The following is a 15,872-nucleotide window of genomic DNA, read 5'->3' as shown; positions in this document are numbered from 1 at the left end:
GTCTTGAGATAATTATACAGTGGACGATGCATAAAATCTGTCCATTTTATCAGCATACGAGCACTTTTTATTATGATTCAGCGGCATGGATAACCTGACTCAAATGGTCAAGATGACTGAGATCAGCCTTTTTATAATCTCGATTATTGACTGGTAATTTGACGTTCAGAGCATCTAAAATTTGGATGGATACTTCAACGTTCTTCAATTGGCTATCTAAAACATGCCCGCCAAAGTCCTTTTGATCAGATAAGAAATGCATGTGAAAGCCAGGTACACCAACGCCTTCATACAAACTTGGCGTATAGTAGCCAACCATGGTGCCCGAAACGTTATCTTGATTGAAAATCATTTGTTTTTTCGCAATTTCACCGAGTCCTGGATATGGCTTTTCAGATTTTTGAGCGGAACGTGTCTGTACATGCTGAAAGTCACCAGTGATCTTAACGGATAAAAACAAGTTCTGACTGCCGACTGCCTGAAGAATGTCACTTGATAAGTCCTCAAAAGACTGATTCTCATATTGACCAAGCACTTGGTATGCTGCTTGATGAACATCACCAAAGACAACGGGAAAGTCATCAGCGACTTCTTGCACTTGACCCTTACCATTGACTTGGTATGCTTTGCCATCCAAGAGAATTAATTCACCATCAACACCTGCACCCGTCCCAATGCCGGTATTGCCAGCTTTCAGCATGTCCTTAGCCGTGACAAAGCCGTCTAACAGGCTCTCAACAAGCATTTGCATGGTGCCAAATTGTGTAATTGATGACATGACTTTCTCCTTTTTTCAACGAACTTTCTGATGGTTGATTTTAGGCTTTTTAAAGCAAAAATTCAATCTTTATTTTCACCTGAATGCATCGTTTCATAAAATTGAAGAAGCGGTTCTTAAGCCAGTTGGTCAATTGTTTGATGCTGATTGGACATGCTGCCTTTCCTTCTTATTCAAAAAAACCAGTAGTGCGACAAGAGAATGTTCAATTAGAAAAACTGGCGATCACCTGTCAGCTATTATCGTTTGATTCGCAATGACTGAGTCTTAACAACCCTTCTTATTGAAAATCAACGCGTAGACTGAATTGGCGAGCATACCAAATCCCATCACGTACATGGCGAGCATATCCTGCATGCTGGCAACCAGATAAATGGTGCAAATCCAAACAATGGCCATAATGAAATGATAAATCCGATTAAGTGACATAAGACTCCCCTTTATTTTCATATTACGAATATTTCGATTCGCTGACTAAAATTATCATAGCACAAATTCGTGCAAGATTAGAACAATTCTTGTATACTGACGGTAATAGAGGAGGAATATGATGACACAATCGAAAAAGCCGATCTATACAGACTATTTTTTTAACGAATCAGCCTATGACTACCATGATGGTGGTTACGTCCCTTTGGAGAAATACGATTCACCAACCATGCCACTTAACATTCCGGCAATCCTAAAGCCGGATAAGGAAACCGATACCGACGTTTGGTTGACCGTCCATGCACAACCTGGTGAAACCCAGATTGTACCTGGTCCAAAGACCAAGACCTGGGGCTACAACCAAAGTCTCCTTGGCCAAACCATCGTCTTTAAGAGTGGCAAGACCTACCACGTGACGCTGAAGAACAGCCTGCCTGAACTAACGACTTTCCACTGGCACGGTTTGGACGTTCCCGGTCCCTTCATCGATGGTGGCTGCCACGCCCCCGTATATCCTGAACAAGATAAGGAAATCACCTTCAAAGTCGACCAACCAGCCGCCACGACCTGGCTACACGCCCACCCATGTCCATTAACTGGCTGGGATGTCTGGCACGGACTCGCTGCCATGGCCTATGTGACAGACGAACACGAGGAAAGCTTACCGATCCCTCACAACTACGGCGTTGATGATATTCCCGTTGTCTTGCAAGACCGCCGATTCCATGAGGATAACCAGTGGGATTACGATGCCGACTACGATCCTGATGGAACCGCTGGTCCAACGGCCATGTTGAATGGAACCGTTAATCCAGAATTCGACGTCACGACCCAGAAGCTGCGCCTTCGTTTCTTAGACGGTTCCAACCGTCGCGAATGGCGTTTGCACCTTTCCGATGACTTGGTCATGACCCAAATCGCTTCGGACGGTGGCCTCTTACCAGAACCCGTCCAAATGACGAAATTCATGATTACCTGTGCCGAACGTGCCGAGTTCATCATTGACTTTAAGGACTACAAGCCTGGTGACCAAGTCAGCCTTTACTCAGACGAGATGCCAATCCTGACTTTTAACATCAAGGACTTGGCTAAGAATGACAGAGCCATTCCGGAACATTTGGCCGACACGCCATACGCCGATCCAGAACCAAATGCCCCAGTTCACCAAGTGGTGATGTCTGGAACGGATGAAGAGGTCATGTTAAACGGTAAGAAGTTTGGTATGATGCGGATTGATGACCGTCAAGAACTTGGCAAAGTCGAGTACTGGGATATCACGAACACCAACGATTGCTGCGGTGGGATGCTTCACCCTTACCACATGCACGGTGGTTCCTTCCAAATTGTTTCACGTAACGGTGAAGCTCCTTATCCGAACGAGCTAGGTTATAAGGATACGGTCTCAGTTAACCCTGGTGAAACCGTTCGAATCAAAATGAAGTTTAATTACGAAGGTGTCTTCATGTACCACTGTCACATCATCGAACACGAAGACGGCGGCATGATGGCCCAAATGCAAGTTTGGACCAAGGAAGAGCCTGAGAAGAAGTACGACTTGATGGCCATGGATACGTTAATGAACGCCCTTGCTGAAGAACGCGGCTGCAAAGTTAGCGAACTAAAGATTTCAAGCCTCGAATCATACAAGAAGATGGGCATGGACATGTGTTAATGGCCAATAGCCAATCTTAAAAAGCACGCCGAGAAAAATTTCTCAACGTGCTTTTTTGTGTGCTATTTTTTTTATTTGTGGTTTTCATACTTCCCAGTCATGGCTCTTCCCCTGACCGGAACGTAAGGAGGCAAGTGAACGATTCATGTGTCCAACATTTGCCCTTGACTGAGAATGGAGACGTTTTTCCGATAGCTTATCAAATAAAAATCAATGCACTCAACAAGACCATTAGCCCCGCCATGATCAGGTGGAAACGCTTGTGGTTGAGCAAAATCGCAATGTATTCGCGGATTAACGCGTTTGGCAGGAAGTAGGAAGAGGTCTTGGCACCAATCCCGTTAATGTCCAAGCCAACCAAGCGTGCGTAGCCTGCAGCCCGGAAAACGTGGTAATCGTTCGTCGCAAAGATCCCCTTTTTCAGGTCGAAGCCATGTTCATCCAACAGTTGCTTTGAAAAGAGCATGTTTTCATAAGTATTCTTGGATTGATCGTCAACCAAAATTTTATCTTCAGGAACACCCTGTTCAAGCGCGTAAGCCTTCATGGCAACACCCTCGGCAAGCTTTTCATCACCACCCTGTCCACTGGACATAACAATGGTGAGCATCCTGCCCGTCTGGTTAAACTGATTCTTTTGCAGATCAATGGCAGCTTGAATTCGGGAGCCCAGTAGTGGTGATACCTTGGTTCCGCCAATCAGTCCTGAACCTAAAACGATGGCGTATTCCTGGTCGGATTTTGGTCGGAAGACTTTGGTAATGACAAAGGACGTTAAGAAAGTCAGCACCCAAAAGACAAGATAAAGAACAAATAGAATTGAAATGTTCTGTAAAAAGGCAATTGGCTTCGAATTTGGCCAACAGGAATTTAACAGACGAAAGCCAGCTGGCACCGCAATTAAAAGAATACCAATAACCAAAGTCAACACGTTACCAAGTGAATGGCTTTCACGCCGCCAAACAATCAACCCGTTAAAGATAAAGAGATAGGCTGATGCCACGATAAGCAGAATGATTGGGATGGCAATCAGGGCCAGCAAAATTAAGTAAGCACTTTCCAAGACTGGCTGGTTAATCGCGATCATCGCAAGGCTCAGCGTCACAAAGTAGACAATTAAGGTAAGATTAGCCACCATTCCGCATAGTAAGCGGTAACGATTTTTTTGAATCAAACGGTGGGAAACATAGGTTAGGATGGCCGATAAAATCAAAGCAAAAATCATGGTCCAGCCACCTGGCTAAATAAACGAGACATAAACAGCTCCTTATTTCTTCGTAAGTCCATTATAAAGCATCGCTACCCCAATGATAACCATTGGTCAAAAAAAGATGGGCACCGGTCAAAGCATTCTAGAACCTTTCCTCGATTTCGTCTATAAGACGGTCAAGTATACTATATTGAAAGCAAGAGGACGGAATAGGAGGAAACGCATTGAATCAACCAAACATTCCCGGCCAAATCGAAGTTCGTGGCGGCCGAGTCCAGAATTAAAAAACATTAATGTCGATATTCCCCTCAACCAGTTCGTTACCATCTCTGGCCGATTGGGATCAGGTAAATCTCTCTGGCGATGGGCATTTTATTTTCCGAGGGGTTCCAGACGCTACTTAGAGGAGCATTTTAAGAAATTTGGACTTTTTTAATGAGAAACGTTCAATATTGATTGAGTTAGCGCTATAATAACTCGTAAACGTGTCGAATATGACTTTCGGCAAAAATGAAGGAGAGCCATCATGTCAGAAGAACAAACGGATCTGTTTAAGTGCTTAATCGACCAGGCGGAGTATGACTTTGCCGGTGGGGCCTTTTTGCATGAATTGGATCCTGAAACAAAAAAGTTGATTCTCGCGGATAATCCACAGGCATCGGATCAGAGCTTTATCTGCTCGGAACACTTGGTCAAGTACCGTTTGCAAAAGCTTGATAAGATGATCCAAGAGGATAAGAAAAAGAACAAGCAAATTCATCAAAAGATGCATCGCGTGCTTGAAAACGATAATTACAAGATTGTCGATGTTGGAAAAAAGCTTGAAAACACTTACACCCTTGGTCAAAAAATAGCAGATGGTGTCGCCCGTTTCGGTGGTTCCTGGCCCTTCGTCATTTCCTTTGTGGCCATTATGGTCGGTTGGATTATCATTAACGTGACCCATGTATTTGGCGCGAACTTCGACCCCTTCCCCTTCATTCTTTTGAACCTTTTCCTTTCCATGGTAGCGGCCATTCAAGCGCCCTTAATCATGATGGCACAGAACCGTGCCTCGGATTATGATCGGATGGAATCACGAAACGATTATCACGTGAATGAAAAATCAGAGGAAGAGATTCGCCTCCTTCATGCAAAAGTCGATCACTTGATCCAACAGGATCAGCCAAACACCATGCAAATTCAAAAGATGCAGATGGAAATGCTGGCCTCCATCAATGAACAACTCGCCTTGATGGTCAAAGAAGAAGACGCCAGAAAAAGCGAAACAAAGTAAGAAAAAAAGTCCGAACACTTCGATGGTGTTCGGACTTTTTTAGATTCATGAAAATTTTAGTACCTTCCCTTTATGCTGGATTTCACTTCAGGTTCTTTTACATGATTAGCATAGACCCTGGAGTGCACTTCAAGGCAAGGAGAAATTTTAAATTCATCAAAAAAACAGCCATTACGATGTAATGACTGCTTCGATTCGCTTGATTACGCTATTCCGTCAAGAATTGCTTTAACAACTCGTTGACTTCTTGATTCTCGTGTAACTTAGAGTGTTGGGCGTTCTTACCCGAAATCAACTTCTCCTGGTAGGTACTTGGTGATTGAACAAAGTACTTCAGCGACTTGGAAGAATTGTTTGGTACCGTCGAATCGGACTGAGTCGAGCCCGTACTGTTCCCGTAGATGTTGAGCACCTTCGTCGAGTTGTTTTGATAGTACTTTTCCAATCCCGCTAAGGCCTTGAAGGAGTCGGTTTCCTGACTTGGCTGTCCCTGTTCGTTCAATGACGAGAAAGCCGCCTCTTGACGGTTCAAACCGTTAAAATGACCAGCAATGTCAATCTCACGCTTAACCGCTGGCAACTGGCTACTCTGCTGCACATGATTCTTCAGATAGTAGACAATCGCCATGTTTCCCATCGAATGACCAATCAGGTTGACGGACTTGATGCCCTGCTCATGAAGTTGTTTCATGATAGTCGTCACCCACTGGTTCGTCTTGGCAAAGTCCGTATTACTATTATCGTTAAACTGAACCAGGTAAATCGGGTTCTTGTCACCCGCCTTGGCCTGACTTGAAAAGTCGACCTTGCCACTCTTTGAAACCGTAACGTTAATGGTACGGTTGGAGACCTTTTCCTTCATCAGGTAATTGTTCATCGACTTTTCAGCATTGCGTGACGAACCATAGCCGTGGAAGAACACGGTTGCTTCCGTTGGCTTGGGTTCATTGCTTTTCGCTTGGTTCTGCTGCTTTTGATAGAGTATTCCTACCAAAGCAAGCACTACGACAAGAATTGGAATCAAGATGAGTAAGATTCTTTTATATTTTTTCATTTATTATCTTTCGGTTGAATTTCAACAGTTGCCTGACGTGGTTGCTCAGCAATCATTGGCGCAACGTATGGGGATGGTGCGTATGTTGCCTGGTAGGCATCGTCGATTTTGCTTAGCAAGGGCGCATCGTTAATCGACTGGAAAGTCACGTTAAATTCCTGCCCAGCCGCTTGAATAATCCCCTCTTTATTGGCCATCGCGCTTTGATACCAAGAAGACTTCTTGCCGTTATAAGCACGAACGAACAAACGATTGTCCACAACAACTTCCCAAATCCAGGTTGGGGTTCCCGCAATCCCGTTTGCACGGAATGGTGCGATGTACAAGTCATCGGCTTGGTTAATGCGATTCAGTGTTTCGGTTGTCCAGTTCATTTGAACTTCCTTTCAAGAATAACCTGAAATAACAAGGCAATCGAAATTTAAATTTCTTGCTTCCGTGGACGAATAATCATCTCGTTAACATCCACATGTTCTGGTTGATCGACCATGTAGGCAACGGCGTTTGCAATGTCTTCTGCACGTAGTGAGTAATCCGCATCATTACCGAATGACTCAGATAAATTCTTTTCAATGGCGTCGTTACCAATTGAATGAATTAGTTCTGTATTCGTTTCACCTGGTGAAATGATGGCCGAACGAATCCCGTTCTGATTTTCTTCTTGCCGCAATGTTTCCATAATGGCACGCACGCCAAACTTTGATGCGGAGTAGGCGGCCCCGGCAGGCATGACGACGTGTCCGACAACCGAAGAAGTCGAAATAACCAGGCCACTCTGCTGTTTTTGCATTTGTGGTAACACAGCCTTGATACCGTTTAGTACACCAATCAAATTCGTGTCAAAGATACGCTTCCAAACCGAGATATCATAATTTGGATCTGACAATTGTCCAAGTGGCATCACACCCGCGTTATTAAAGAGTACATCGGCGCGACCAAAGTCCGCAATCGCCTGATCAATCACCGCTTGCACTTCTTGCGGTTGTGAAACATCCGCAGCCAAGTACTTCAAGTTTTCTGGATAAGCCACTTCCTTCGCAATTTCTTCTAAGCGTTCTTCCCGTCGACCGGAAATAAGGACTTTTGCCCCTTCTTGATTTAACTTCAGAGCCGTTGCACGGCCCATTCCGGAAGTTGCCCCCATAATAACCACAACTTTATTTTTAATTGCCATCAAAATATCTCGTTTCTTTTTCCATTAAATCTGTTAATATTATCTATAATAAACCCTAAAGTTGACTTTAGGTAAAGGGGTAATGACATGAAAATGACTATTGGTGAAGTATCAAAGAAATCAGGTCTGTCGATTTCAACGATTCGCTACTATGACAAGGAAGGATTGTTCCCTGATTTACAACGAACATCGGGTATTCGACAGTTTTCTGAACAAGAAATCAATGCCCTTGAGGTGATTGAATGTCTGAAAAAGTCCGGCCTCTCCATTCTCGAAATCCGACAATTTATGGATTGGACGACAGAAGGGGCAAAGACTTTTGCCAACCGGAAAGCGCTCTTTGAGCAACAAAAAATCGAAGTCGAACAGCAAATGGCTGAACTAAAACGCGTTTCGAACCTACTGAACTATAAATGTTGGTATTATGATGAAGCAATGAAACGCGGTTCTGAGAAAGAAGTTCGAGCCATCCCCTTCGATGAATTACCAAAGGCAATCCAAGAAGACTTTCCATTTGAACATTAAAAAAAGCGCCGATGGCGCTTTTTTTTAGTGCTTTAGAAGACCAACAAGGACTTGATTGCTTCGCGTTTGTCCATTGCTTCATAGGCCTTTTGGATATCCTTCAATTCGAATTGCTTCGTGAAGACTTTTCCAGGGTTAATCCGGCCATCCAAGACAGCTTGCAACAAAAGCTCGCGGTCATAAGTCGTCACGGCGGCAATACCACCACGTAGGCCAATGTTCTTCCAGAATAGGTTATTTGTGTTCATCATTGGGTCTTGTGGAATACCCACGCGACCAACAACGGCACCTGGACGACCTAACTGAACGGCAGTGGCAACCGCCTGTTCAGAACCGACACACTCCAAAACGGCGTCGGCACCAGCACCAGTCAATTCCATGACGTGGTCAATGGCCGCTTGGTCACGTTCTTCCACGATATCCGTTGCGCCAAATTCCTTACCAAGTGCTTGGCGATCAGCGTGACGAGACATCAAGATGATTCGCTTGGCACCACGCAACTTAGCTGAAATCACACCAGCCAAACCAACGGCTCCGTCACCCATGACAACAGCTGTGTCACCTTCCTTCACTTCGGCAGTCGCTGCGGCGTGGTAACCAGTGGCCATAATGTCTGACAAAGTCATGAAGGACTTCAATTGATCGTCCGTATAATCTTCTGGTTGTCCAGGAATCTTAACCAGGGCCCAATCGGCATTCTTAAAGCCGATGTATTCGGCTTGGTAACCAGTCGAACCACCCTTATTTGGATCCAGGCAGTCGCCATCAAAGCCGGCCAAGCAAGCTTGACACTTACCACATCCGTGGGTAAATGGCGCGATGACAAAGTCACCGAGCTTGACATTTGTCACTTCCGAACCAACTTCTTCGACGATTCCAATAGCTTCGTGACCAACCTGTGAACCGGATTCGCGCTTTGAAATGCCACGGTAAAACCACAAATCGGAACCACAAACGGATGCTCGAACCGTCTTAATCACGGCATCCTTTGGTCCTTGAACCGTTGGCTTTTCAACTTCTTGCATCTCAACCTGTCCAGGTTTAACAAAAACAGCTGCTTTCATGAATACTGCCTCCTTCTTTTCTTATATCCATTATGGACGTTTCATTGTCTCTTGTAAAACAACAGCCAATTACAACTTCGAATATTCCTCATCACTCACGGGTTCCAACCATTCTGGTGTTCCTGTGGTAATGGCGATGTGCTCAAACCAGGAATCAGCCTTTGCTCCATGCCAGTGCTTAATGCCGTCTTTTGTCACGATGACATCGCCCTGCTTTAAGGATTGGGCTGCTTTTCCTTCTTCCTGGTACCAACCTTCACCATCGGTCACCAGTAGAATCTGGTACCCGTCGTGATGGATGTGCCAGTTATTTCGAGCACCTGGCTCAAAGGTCACCGTACCAACCGAAACCTTTTCGTCCGGGCTTGTGGCTAGGGCCTTCAAAAAGGTATCACCCTCAAAAAATTTTCCATAGGGGTTGGCAATGCCCTTGCCAAAGATGCCACCTTTTTCCAATTCGTTAAATTTTGTCATACTTATTCACCATATACTTTCTTCAAAAGATTAAAAGAAGACCTACCCTTTGGCCAACCAGTGTAGAAGGCCAGTTGAGTAATCAAGGCTGCCATTTCTTTTTCGCTAACGCCGTTTTCTTTCGCACGGCCCATGTGGTGCTCCAACTGCTCAAAGGCACCCATCGCCATAAGCGCTGAGACCGTCGCCATGCTACGAGTCTTGGGGCTCAACGTATCATCCGCCCAAACCTCGCCAAACAAAACATCGTCGTTATACCTGGCAAAGTCAGGAGCAATCTTACCCAAGCGATCGCGTCCAGCCGTTACTTTTTCACTCATCATCAGCCTTCTAATGAAAATCCACTCTTTTTCAACTAAAACAATATCAGTCTAAACCCTCGAGTGCACTCGAGGTCAAGAATAAATACATTTTTCTTGCTACGAACATTTAATATCAATAACCAGCAGCCTATCTTTTCATATAAATAAAAAAACGAACATCCAACGATGTTCGTTTTTTTAATAATTAATCATGATCATTTAGCTTTTTAATCACTCGCCATGACACTAACCAAAAAATCAACAAGCCAAAGCCGAGCAGGATCGCAAGACCTAACTTCCCAAGTTTCGTTGCCATCATGCCTTCCATAAAGGGCAACCGGCTACCAATCCCAATCACTGCCTGAAAGAGAATGTAGTAATAAATTGGCCGATTAATGACCTCACTAGTCCTGGCATTCTTTTGATAAATCGCTAAAACAATCAATATCAGCACAATGGTTGCAATACCCACCCAACCATCAAACGAGAGTCGAAGAGCGGTTTTGAGCCAAAAAGAAATGGCAAAGGCAGGAAAAACCAAAATGATTCCGGCTATAGTGCTTAAGACAAGCTTCGCCCAGTTGGCCACCCTTATTTTTTGGAAACGATAAACCGCAGCGTCGATCGTCCAAGCGACGATACAAGCAGCGACGGTTAAATACAGGCCCGCCATCATGTAGGCACCGAGATCAACGACTTTGCCAGGAACAGAGATGGCAGGAATGAAGGCGATGGCCAGATAACCGAAAAAGACGTAAAAGAGCAGTTTAGCAAAGGATTCCCAGTGAATTGGCAGCTTTTTTAGTAGGACTGCAGCAGCCGCCTGCGGGTTCTTACCAAGGTAGTCGGCAGCCGACTGGCCATTCTTTTGCGCCTTCAAAATGTCCTGCAGGCTCTTTAACAAAAGCTCCTCCACTGCCTGTTCATCCTTTAACCAGGAAGTGGTGCGAGCGTAAAGCAAAAAATCATCGTAAAATTTTTGATTTTTTTCGCTCAGACCAGCTCGTAATTCGTTGTTGCGTTCAATCAGTTCGTTGATAGTCATTTGTTTTCCCATTTTGCTAGAAGATTTCAGCAGAGCAACCTTCTTTATTTCTTCTGTTTAGTTTAGCGAAAGCAGGCACTTCTGTAAAGCAAAGGCAGAAAAAAAGCCGTCCTGTTTGGAGACGACTTTTATAGCTAATACTTATAAGTGAACTTACTTACCAAACTCTTCTTTCTTCAAGAACTTCCACAGCAGTGCCAAAACAAGACCAACCAATGCTGGCAAGACCCATCCGAAACCTTCTGCAGCTAACGGCAGGTGTGACGTGTAGCCCTTGACCACGTTTGCAGCCCAAGCTTGGCTAGCCAATGGTGAAGCGGCCAAAGCATCCAAGAAAGCGGGTACTGTTACCGCAGCCATGACCCATCGATACATCAAGGCGTCTTGCTTCACCCACTTGTTGGCAACACCAAGCAGCGTCAAAGCCAAAGCAAAAGGATAAAGCAGCATCAAAACTGGCGCTGACCAGGCGATGATGTTGGTCAATCCGGCATTGGCCGTTACAAAGGAACCAAGTGCGATGACACGCAACCACCAGAGGTAAGAAACCTTTGGAAAGACACGGTGCAAATCTTGGGCAAAGGAAACGAAGAGCCCCATAGCCGTTGTAAAGACAGCCAGGGTCACGATAACACTAGTTGCCAAAACGCCGACATTACCAGCGTAATGAGTCACGATTTCTGAAAAAGCCGTTCCCCCATTCGCTGCCGCCTGCATGGTTCCGAGGGATGAAACACCGAGTAAGACCGTGGCGACATAGATTAACGACTCCATCACGATGGCGACCAAACCGGACTTTGCCAAGACTTTTGAAACGTTTGAGCCAGTGAAACCGAGTGCTCGAACCGCATAAACAACCGAAACGGCCAAGGCTAGCAAAGCCAAGCCATCCATTGTGTTATAGCCATCCAAAACCCCTTGGAAGGCAGGTTGGTGCTGATAGGAAGCAGCCACCTTTTGGCTCAAATCCCCCATTGGCATGACCAAGGCGAGCACTAGTACCAGCGCCAGCAAGGCCAAAAAGATTGGATTCAGATACTTGCCGACCCATTTCATCAAGTTGGATTGCTTGACCGTCAAAAGGTAGGCAAGCCCAAAGAACAAGGCCGAAAAGACCAGCATGGCGAGCTGTTGATCAGCTGCTGGCAACAAGGGGGCAACCCCCATGGCAAAAGCCGTTGCCGCCGTACGTGGCGTACCAAAAAGAGGGCCGATGGTAAAGTGGATGGCGACCAGCACAACCGTTCCAAACCAGGGAGCGACCGGCTTGGCAATATCGTAGACCGACTTTGAATCAGTCAGTGACACCGCAAGCATTGCCAAAAATGGTAAGAGTGCTCCCGTTAATAGGAAGCCAAGAACGGCTGGCAGCCAGTTATGACCAGAAAGCTGTCCAAGTTGGACCGGAAAGATCAGGTTACCGGCACCAAAGAACATGCCGAAGATGAGCGAAGCGACTAACAAGAGTTGCTTCGTTGATAATTTTTGCTTTTCCATTTGAAAAACTCCTTTATTTTTGTCAGCATAAGTTTTCGCCAATAAAAAAACCAGCTACGAAATTCGCAGCTGGTTTCAAACACATTCACTCAGCCGCCTACCCGATGATGGATAGGCAGCCCAAAAGATCAGCACCTATCCCTATGGAATAATAATGCTGATAATAATGGCTTGGTTGTTTTGGAATGAATGGGTCATTTGCTTACTCACTTAATTTGATAACTTTATTAAAACATGATGAGAAAATAATGTCAACATTTCAATCTTTTTTCTTTTGAATCCAGGCAATCAAAGTGGCGACCATGGCGCCAATAATCGCTGGCACTACCCAACCAAATCCTTGGGCAGCCAATGGAATTAGACCGTGATAAACACTAGCCACGGCCGCTACCCCATTCGTTTCTTTAAGTGGCGAAGCTAAAAGCCCATCTAAGAAGGCAGGAATGGCAATGAAGCCCACCACCGACCGGTACATCAGGGACGATTGCTTTACCCACTTGTTTAACACGGCCAGAATGGTCAGGGCCAAAGCAAAGGGATAAATGACCATCAGAGCAGGCGTCGAAAAGGCAATGATCTTTGTTAAGCCGGCGTTAGCCGTGATAAAGGAACCAATGGTAATCACTCGCAGCCAAGTCTTATAAGAAATTTTTGGGAATACCCGGTGTAAATCCTGTGAAAAAGAAGCCGAGAGGCCCATGGCCGTTGTGATGACGGCTAAGGTCACAATAACACCAGTCAAAATAATGCCGACATTACCCGTGTAGTGCACGATAATGGCGGATAGCGCCGTTCCCCCGTTGTCTGCCACTTTTAGGATGCCCAGTGAAGAAACACCAAGCAAGGCTGTGGCCACATAGATGAAAGACTCGAGCAAAATAGCGAAAAGGCCTGACTTTGCCAGAAGTTTGGGTACCTGATTTTCAGAAAAGCCCATGTTTTGAACGGCGTAAACAACCGAAACCGCAAAGGCCAACAGGGCCAAACAATCCATCGTGTTATAGCCCTCTAAAATCCCTTGAAAAGTCGCCGCCGATTGATAGGCACCCGTCACTGGCTGCTGCAAACTCCCCATCGGGAAAATGAGCGCCAGTAACAAGATAACTGCAATCAAAATCAAGAAAATGGGATTGAGGTACTGACCGACCCACTTCATGAGGTTGGATTCTTGCATCGTCAGTCGATAAACCAGCCAGAAGAAGAGTGCTGAGAAAATCACCATGGCCAACTGTTGATAGCCTGCCGGAACTAAGGGTGCCAGGCCCATGGCAAAGGCCGTGGCCGCCGTACGAGGCGTCGCAAATAATGGTCCAAGGGAGAAATGAACCGCAATGACCATCACGGTCGCAAACCAGGGAGCAACGGGTTTTGCAATATCAAAAACCGACGTTGATTTGGTTAAGGCCATCCCAAGCATCGCCAAGAATGGCAGGATGGCCCCCGTTAGCAGAAATCCTGCAACGGCTTGCCAAACATGGCCACCAGCTAACTGCCCTAATTGGACCGGGAAAATCAAGTTCCCCGCCCCAAAAAAGAGGCCGAAAATCAGTGACGTGATCAATAATAAGTCTTTTTTACTCGCTCGTTTTTCTTCCATCCGAAAACTCCTCATCCATAAACTTGACGACATTTGACCAAACAAAAAGCCGGCTGCAGAAGCAACCGGCTTTGTCATTTGACTCGCTCAGCTGCCCATCCATGATTTGGATAGGCAGGCCAAAAATCAGCTCCCTATCCTAGTGGATAACGACGCTGACGACGACGGCTAAATTCAAAGTCAAATTCTTGTTCATGGTCTTTCTCATTTCATTTGATAATCTTATTAAAGCAAAATGAGAGTTCCCTGTCAAGTAAGACCATCCAAGTGTTGGGACAATGAGCAAAGCTTAGGCAACCGTCACCATTTTTGGATAAACCCGAGCGATGATCAACAGCACAACGGCCGAAGCAATAAAGGATGGCAACATGTAGGAACCATTATAGAAAATCGAATAAAGCCAAACGCTTTCCCCCTTTGGTGCATACTGGCCAAAGAAAATAACGGCTGACAAGAGGTGGGCAAGGAAGCGCAAGAAGGAGCCGATGAAGACGCCAATCGTTAACCAAAGCCCAGCAAGGCCCAGCTTTTTTGCTGTAAAGGCCTTTTTGACCATTGGCACTGTCAGCGCAGTGAACCCAACTACGGTAAAGGCCAAGGGATAATCCATAAAGGCCTGAACAGGCGTTAAAATATAGGCCCCTAAGATAAGCTTGATCATACCAAAGAGGAAGCCCACGGTTAAGCCGCCCTTATAGCCATAGCGGTAAGCAATGATCATAGTGGGCACCATCTGGAATGAAATCGACCCTCCTTCGCCCCAGAGGCGCAGTGACCAGAAGCTCAAGACCACTGATAAGGCGGTGAAAAGCGCCACTTCGGTGATGAATCGTAAGTTTTGCGACTTTGTGTTCTGCATGTTTTCTCTCCTTTTATCTGCATGCTGGACCACAAAAAAACAACGTTCCGGAACAGCAAAAGCGAACGAAACGTTGTTTGTCTTTTCTGTTTTCCCTACGCGTGCGTTAACACAACAGGTTCGAAGAGTCGGCTTACGCCTCTCAGCTCAAATGAGCACCCCTAAACGGACGTTATTAATTTGTTGCCTTTATTATAGCCAGTCTGAACTGACTTTGACAAGGACTTTTTTCAAGACTTTAATCTGAATGCTGGTAAACAGCATTGACAATTACGTCTGTCATAGCCAGGATACGCTGTTCGACTGCTTCCTCGGACATTTTCAGGTGGAGCCGTTGGGTTTCCAAGAAGAGAAGAAGAAGTTGTGAGCCCACCAAGCGAAGGATGTCAACGCCTGACAAAGTTGCCTTTGGACCGGCGACTTTTTCAAGGATTTGAGTCAGCGACTGAAATTTATCTAAGAATACGGTTTGCAGACGCGCGATTAGCTGATCATCGACCATCACTTGTGAAAACAAGATGGTCAAGACATTGCCATTGGCGCAAATAAATTCAAAGCGATCCTTCAAAGCAAAGGCAATCAATTGTTCAAAGGAGTTCTTCCCCGCTTCTTGATTTAATTTTTGAATGAAGTGTTCCCCATACTGGGGCAAAAGATTTTCACTGGCAATGGCTAAAATTTGTTCAAGCAAGCCTTCCTTGTTGCTAAAGTATTTAAAAATAACCGCTTGACTCACGCCGGCTTCCTTTGCGACTGAAGCCGTCGAGGTGCTGGCATAACCCTGGTTGGCAAACAATTGAATGGCGGCACCCAAGACCTTTACTTGAGCGGGTGTCATTTTTTTATCATTCGTTAAGGCTAAAAAGTCCTGTACGATTTGATCCATAATAACGATCCTTTTTTAAATATTGTCTTT

17 protein-coding genes, 1 pseudogene and 1 riboswitch are annotated in these 15,872 nt (G+C 45.4%); of the genes and pseudogenes, 4 read left to right on the top strand and 14 right to left on the bottom strand.

From position 1 onward, the window contains the following. Positions 1-70 precede the first annotated feature (70 nt). Positions 71-778, bottom strand: a complete 708-nt coding sequence (gene budA / locus G6R30_RS02245; RefSeq protein WP_213821056.1) for an acetolactate decarboxylase — start codon at positions 776-778, stop codon at positions 71-73. A gap of 267 nt (positions 779-1,045) precedes the next feature. Then, entirely contained in the window at positions 1,046-1,207 is a 162-nt protein-coding gene (locus tag G6R30_RS02240; RefSeq protein WP_213821054.1) for a hypothetical protein, read from the bottom strand. A gap of 121 nt (positions 1,208-1,328) precedes the next feature. On the opposite strand from G6R30_RS02240, the gene G6R30_RS02235 reads away from it, so the two are divergent. Beyond that, positions 1,329-2,879: a multicopper oxidase family protein gene (locus G6R30_RS02235; RefSeq protein WP_213821052.1), complete on the top strand. Its 1,551-nt coding sequence runs from the start codon at positions 1,329-1,331 to the stop codon at positions 2,877-2,879. A gap of 199 nt (positions 2,880-3,078) precedes the next feature. Here the strand turns inward: G6R30_RS02235 and G6R30_RS02230 are convergent, their stop codons facing one another. Further along, positions 3,079-4,104 carry a YdcF family protein gene (locus tag G6R30_RS02230; RefSeq protein WP_213821050.1) on the bottom strand — a complete coding sequence of 342 codons (1,026 nt, stop codon included), beginning with the start codon at positions 4,102-4,104 and terminating at the stop codon, positions 3,079-3,081. A 209-nt stretch (positions 4,105-4,313) separates the two neighbouring features. On the opposite strand from G6R30_RS02230, the pseudogene G6R30_RS06320 reads away from it, so the two are divergent. Next, positions 4,314-4,495 (top strand): annotated as a pseudogene (locus tag G6R30_RS06320) (ABC transporter ATP-binding protein); the annotation flags it as partial. 120 nt (positions 4,496-4,615) lie between these two features. Further along, the gene (locus G6R30_RS02225; RefSeq protein WP_213821048.1) at positions 4,616-5,365 is read left to right on the top strand and encodes a DUF1003 domain-containing protein; all 750 of its coding nucleotides are present in this window, start codon (positions 4,616-4,618) and stop codon (positions 5,363-5,365) included. Positions 5,366-5,573: 208 nt separating this feature from the next. Here G6R30_RS02225 and G6R30_RS02220 read toward each other — a convergent pair whose 3' ends face one another. The 3 genes from G6R30_RS02220 to G6R30_RS02210 are packed head-to-tail and all read right to left on the bottom strand — an operon-like array spanning position 5,574 to position 7,593. Continuing rightward, on the bottom strand, positions 5,574-6,419 hold the full coding sequence (locus tag G6R30_RS02220; protein ID WP_213821046.1) for an alpha/beta hydrolase: 846 nt from the start codon (positions 6,417-6,419) through the stop codon (positions 5,574-5,576). Beyond that, a complete protein-coding gene (locus tag G6R30_RS02215) occupies positions 6,416-6,793 on the bottom strand; it encodes a DUF2255 family protein (RefSeq protein WP_213821044.1) in 378 nt (125 codons plus the stop codon). Before G6R30_RS02215 ends, G6R30_RS02220 begins: the two co-directional genes overlap by 4 nt. Before the next feature lie 47 nt (positions 6,794-6,840). Continuing rightward, on the bottom strand, positions 6,841-7,593 hold the full coding sequence (locus G6R30_RS02210; RefSeq protein ID WP_213821042.1) for an SDR family oxidoreductase: 753 nt from the start codon (positions 7,591-7,593) through the stop codon (positions 6,841-6,843). A gap of 87 nt (positions 7,594-7,680) precedes the next feature. On the opposite strand from G6R30_RS02210, the gene G6R30_RS02205 reads away from it, so the two are divergent. Continuing rightward, positions 7,681-8,118 carry a MerR family transcriptional regulator gene (locus G6R30_RS02205; RefSeq protein WP_420798108.1) on the top strand — a complete coding sequence of 146 codons (438 nt, stop codon included), beginning with the start codon at positions 7,681-7,683 and terminating at the stop codon, positions 8,116-8,118. A 32-nt stretch (positions 8,119-8,150) separates the two neighbouring features. Here G6R30_RS02205 and G6R30_RS02200 read toward each other — a convergent pair whose 3' ends face one another. The 8 genes from G6R30_RS02200 to G6R30_RS02165 all read right to left on the bottom strand — a co-directional run bounded on the left by G6R30_RS02200 (position 8,151) and on the right by G6R30_RS02165 (position 15,842). Further along, on the bottom strand, positions 8,151-9,182 hold the full coding sequence (locus G6R30_RS02200; RefSeq protein ID WP_213821040.1) for a zinc-binding dehydrogenase: 1,032 nt from the start codon (positions 9,180-9,182) through the stop codon (positions 8,151-8,153). A gap of 69 nt (positions 9,183-9,251) precedes the next feature. Beyond that, a complete protein-coding gene (locus G6R30_RS02195; RefSeq protein WP_213821038.1) occupies positions 9,252-9,656 on the bottom strand; it encodes a cupin domain-containing protein in 405 nt (134 codons plus the stop codon). 2 nt (positions 9,657-9,658) lie between these two features. Continuing rightward, on the bottom strand, positions 9,659-9,976 hold the full coding sequence (locus G6R30_RS02190) for a carboxymuconolactone decarboxylase family protein (protein WP_213821036.1): 318 nt from the start codon (positions 9,974-9,976) through the stop codon (positions 9,659-9,661). Positions 9,977-10,163: 187 nt separating this feature from the next. Next, the gene (locus tag G6R30_RS02185) at positions 10,164-11,003 is read right to left on the bottom strand and encodes a DUF1129 domain-containing protein (protein WP_213821035.1); all 840 of its coding nucleotides are present in this window, start codon (positions 11,001-11,003) and stop codon (positions 10,164-10,166) included. Positions 11,004-11,156: 153 nt separating this feature from the next. Then, positions 11,157-12,500, bottom strand: coding sequence for a branched-chain amino acid transport system II carrier protein (gene brnQ, locus G6R30_RS02180; protein ID WP_213821033.1), 1,344 nt, complete (start codon positions 12,498-12,500; stop codon positions 11,157-11,159). Between the two features lie 259 nt (positions 12,501-12,759). Continuing rightward, the gene (gene brnQ / locus G6R30_RS02175; protein ID WP_213821031.1) at positions 12,760-14,097 is read right to left on the bottom strand and encodes a branched-chain amino acid transport system II carrier protein; all 1,338 of its coding nucleotides are present in this window, start codon (positions 14,095-14,097) and stop codon (positions 12,760-12,762) included. Between the two features lie 289 nt (positions 14,098-14,386). After that, entirely contained in the window at positions 14,387-14,956 is a 570-nt protein-coding gene (gene thiT, locus G6R30_RS02170; protein WP_213821030.1) for an energy-coupled thiamine transporter ThiT, read from the bottom strand. A 75-nt stretch (positions 14,957-15,031) separates the two neighbouring features. Next, a riboswitch (TPP riboswitch) is annotated at positions 15,032-15,129 on the bottom strand. Between the two features lie 65 nt (positions 15,130-15,194). Then, positions 15,195-15,842, bottom strand: a complete 648-nt coding sequence (locus G6R30_RS02165) for a TetR/AcrR family transcriptional regulator (RefSeq protein ID WP_213821028.1) — start codon at positions 15,840-15,842, stop codon at positions 15,195-15,197. Positions 15,843-15,872 lie beyond the last annotated feature (30 nt).

The sequence above is a fragment of the Fructobacillus parabroussonetiae genome (genome assembly GCF_018437265.1).
Lineage (GTDB): Bacteria > Bacillota > Bacilli > Lactobacillales > Lactobacillaceae > Fructobacillus > Fructobacillus parabroussonetiae.
Note: the sequence above shows the minus strand (reverse complement) of the source record. Positions and strands in the feature narration are given on the sequence as shown.

Bases quoted from the DNA above. Each gene is read 5' to 3' on its own strand.
- G6R30_RS02205 (WP_420798108.1), top strand. From the start codon at position 7,681: ATGAAAATGACTATTGGTGAAGTATCAAAGAAATCAGGTCTGTCGATT.
- G6R30_RS02215 (WP_213821044.1), bottom strand. From the start codon at position 6,793: ATGAACTGGACAACCGAAACACTGAATCGCATTAACCAAGCCGATGAC.
- thiT (WP_213821030.1), bottom strand. From the start codon at position 14,956: ATGCAGAACACAAAGTCGCAAAACTTACGATTCATCACCGAAGTGGCG.
- G6R30_RS02210 (WP_213821042.1), bottom strand. From the start codon at position 7,593: ATGGCAATTAAAAATAAAGTTGTGGTTATTATGGGGGCAACTTCCGGA.
- G6R30_RS02230 (WP_213821050.1), bottom strand. From the start codon at position 4,104: ATGATTTTTGCTTTGATTTTATCGGCCATCCTAACCTATGTTTCCCAC.
- G6R30_RS02225 (WP_213821048.1), top strand. From the start codon at position 4,616: ATGTCAGAAGAACAAACGGATCTGTTTAAGTGCTTAATCGACCAGGCG.
- budA (WP_213821056.1), bottom strand. From the start codon at position 778: ATGTCATCAATTACACAATTTGGCACCATGCAAATGCTTGTTGAGAGC.
- G6R30_RS02165 (WP_213821028.1), bottom strand. From the start codon at position 15,842: ATGGATCAAATCGTACAGGACTTTTTAGCCTTAACGAATGATAAAAAA.
- G6R30_RS02235 (WP_213821052.1), top strand. From the start codon at position 1,329: ATGACACAATCGAAAAAGCCGATCTATACAGACTATTTTTTTAACGAA.
- G6R30_RS02185 (WP_213821035.1), bottom strand. From the start codon at position 11,003: ATGACTATCAACGAACTGATTGAACGCAACAACGAATTACGAGCTGGT.
- G6R30_RS02190 (WP_213821036.1), bottom strand. From the start codon at position 9,976: ATGAGTGAAAAAGTAACGGCTGGACGCGATCGCTTGGGTAAGATTGCT.
- G6R30_RS02195 (WP_213821038.1), bottom strand. From the start codon at position 9,656: ATGACAAAATTTAACGAATTGGAAAAAGGTGGCATCTTTGGCAAGGGC.
- G6R30_RS02200 (WP_213821040.1), bottom strand. From the start codon at position 9,182: ATGAAAGCAGCTGTTTTTGTTAAACCTGGACAGGTTGAGATGCAAGAA.
- G6R30_RS02220 (WP_213821046.1), bottom strand. From the start codon at position 6,419: ATGAAAAAATATAAAAGAATCTTACTCATCTTGATTCCAATTCTTGTC.
- G6R30_RS02240 (WP_213821054.1), bottom strand. From the start codon at position 1,207: ATGTCACTTAATCGGATTTATCATTTCATTATGGCCATTGTTTGGATT.
- brnQ (WP_213821031.1), bottom strand. From the start codon at position 14,097: ATGGAAGAAAAACGAGCGAGTAAAAAAGACTTATTATTGATCACGTCA.
- brnQ (WP_213821033.1), bottom strand. From the start codon at position 12,500: ATGGAAAAGCAAAAATTATCAACGAAGCAACTCTTGTTAGTCGCTTCG.